Source organism: uncultured Roseovarius sp. (assembly GCF_947489715.1).
Lineage (GTDB): Bacteria > Pseudomonadota > Alphaproteobacteria > Rhodobacterales > Rhodobacteraceae > Roseovarius.
This window is the reverse complement of record NZ_CANLER010000026.1, coordinates 1-1,919: the sequence shown is the minus strand read 5'-3', so window position 1 is coordinate 1,919 and position 1,919 is coordinate 1. Positions and strand designations below refer to the sequence as shown.

Annotated in this window: 2 protein-coding genes; both read right to left on the bottom strand. The window is 49.1% G+C overall.

The features are described 5' to 3' along the window. Positions 1 to 382 precede the first annotated feature (382 nt). Positions 383 to 670, bottom strand: a complete 288-nt coding sequence (locus Q1B27_RS24410) for a hypothetical protein (RefSeq protein WP_299852783.1) — start codon at positions 668 to 670, stop codon at positions 383 to 385. 616 nt (positions 671 to 1,286) lie between these two features. After that, positions 1,287 to 1,919, bottom strand: a 633-nt coding sequence (locus Q1B27_RS24405; protein WP_367181392.1) for a calcium-binding protein, incomplete at its 5' end; no start/stop codon positions are given.

The window sequence follows — 1,919 nt, the reverse complement described above, 5'->3', positions numbered from 1 at the left end:
AAACTGAAGCTGGTCTATGCGAAAGACTACGAAAAGCTCGGGGATTATTTCGACCAGCACCTGCAGTGACCGGCTGGTTTTCACAAATCAGCATGCAACGTTTTCTTGTTTAAACATCTTCGGAAAATCCATCATGCAAAAACCAACCTTCGTATAAAATTTCATGGAGCTCCAAGGCATTTGGCAAATTTCTCGACACTACTTTCCCACAACAGATTATTGGCATCTTGAAGGAACGCCAAACTGTTATCGGCGCGAAGGAATTACACTGAAATTACGGCATCAGTTACGCGACCTTCGAAAAGTGGCGTTCCAAGAATGGAGGTGCATAAATGTCATACACCCAGTGGTTGACTTGGTCTGGTAACGCAAACTGACTGTGTCAGCCCTTAGGTTTTAAATGATCCAGACTCTCCTTCAGGAATAGCTTATCGGACTGCAGGTTCGCAGCAATCTTCTTGAGTCGCTCATTCGTTTTCTTAAGTGCTGTTATCTCCGGCAGTTGAGGTCGCTGCGTTACACCAAACTTTTTGCGCCCGTAGTAGTGAATCTTATCGGAAATACCTGCCTTGCGATTGACACTCGCAACATCCGGCCCATGCTGAAAATGTACTTCAATCTCGCGCAAGAACCTCAACGCACCTTCATCCAAATACTGTTTTCGTGCCATCTGTTTTGCTCTCCTGTGCCACACAATTAATGGTACAGTTTTACGAGACTAAGACACACAGCGACAACTTCTTGCGGCAATTAAGACAGCATAGCGTTTTCTATAAAGAGAGGGCTTTCGGTTACTAGCAAATGTTAAAGAGCTTATTGAGACAGAGAAGAATCGCCTTAGTTTCTAGAGATTTGTCGCCATGTCTATGCTGGAATCTTCAGCAAACCCAATATGGTTTTCTTCAATCAAGAAGGGTTTACCAGAGATTATTTCTGGCTTTTGCTGCCCCTCTGAGCGATGAGGATACATTGACTCATTAAATAGTCTTTTCGGTCGGATCGTTCGATGGGCATGATGTCGAGTGTTCATCCTCAAGCGCGTAGGCACTGAATTGTGGGCTGATCGTAATGGGTACTAATGAACAGAACACAGGCCAGGCCTATATCGGCACAGTGGTGAAACGGGTTCTGCGGCGTTCGTCCCTGCCAACGCTGGCGGTGCTGAATACTTGATAAACGCGGCCGGTTATGGACGTCTGAAAACCCCGCCCTTTCGGCGGGGATTTGTTTTACTCATGTTCGGGCACCTATAGAGCGATGCGGTCGGTACCTGGTTCGCCGTCAGATCAGAACAGGAAGTCGCTGGCATCCAGCGCGTTCAGGTCGATATTCTGCAGTAGGATCCAGCTGCTTGCCCCGGTTTCGATCAAAACATTGCGGCCCTGCTGCGTCGCGGCCATCGCGATTTGGTCGAAATCATTCAGCCCGCTCACGGCGCTCAGGTCGATTTTTTCGCCAGGATTCGCGGCATTGAAATCTGCTATCGTGTCGTTGCCATGTCCATCGACGAATATAAACGTATCAACACCATTATCTCCTTTGAGCCAGTCATTTCCAGCGCCGCCATCCAGGGTATCTTGGCCCGCGCCACCGCGCAGCTTGTCATTATGCTCGCCGCCTTCAAGGGAATCGTCTCCGTTTCCGCCCTTCAGCACATCGTTGCCATCCATGCCTTGTAACAAATCATCACCGGCGTTTCCGATCAGCGTATCGTTTCCGCCCGCGCCATTGATCACGTCCGCCTCTATGGTGCCGGCAAGCTTGTTTTTCGTATCGTCGCCTGCGATAATACGATCATTATTATTGTCGGGGTTTCCGTCTCCGCCGCTCGAGCTACCTTCAAAGATGTCGACTGTGACGGTTGCTTTAGAGAGCATGCCGTTTTCGTCTGCGACCCAGTAGTCGAAGCTGTCGATGCC

Excerpts from the sequence above, each read along its gene's own strand:
- Q1B27_RS24410 (WP_299852783.1), bottom strand. The coding sequence starts at position 670 with ATGGCACGAAAACAGTATTTGGATGAAGGTGCGTTGAGGTTCTTGCGC.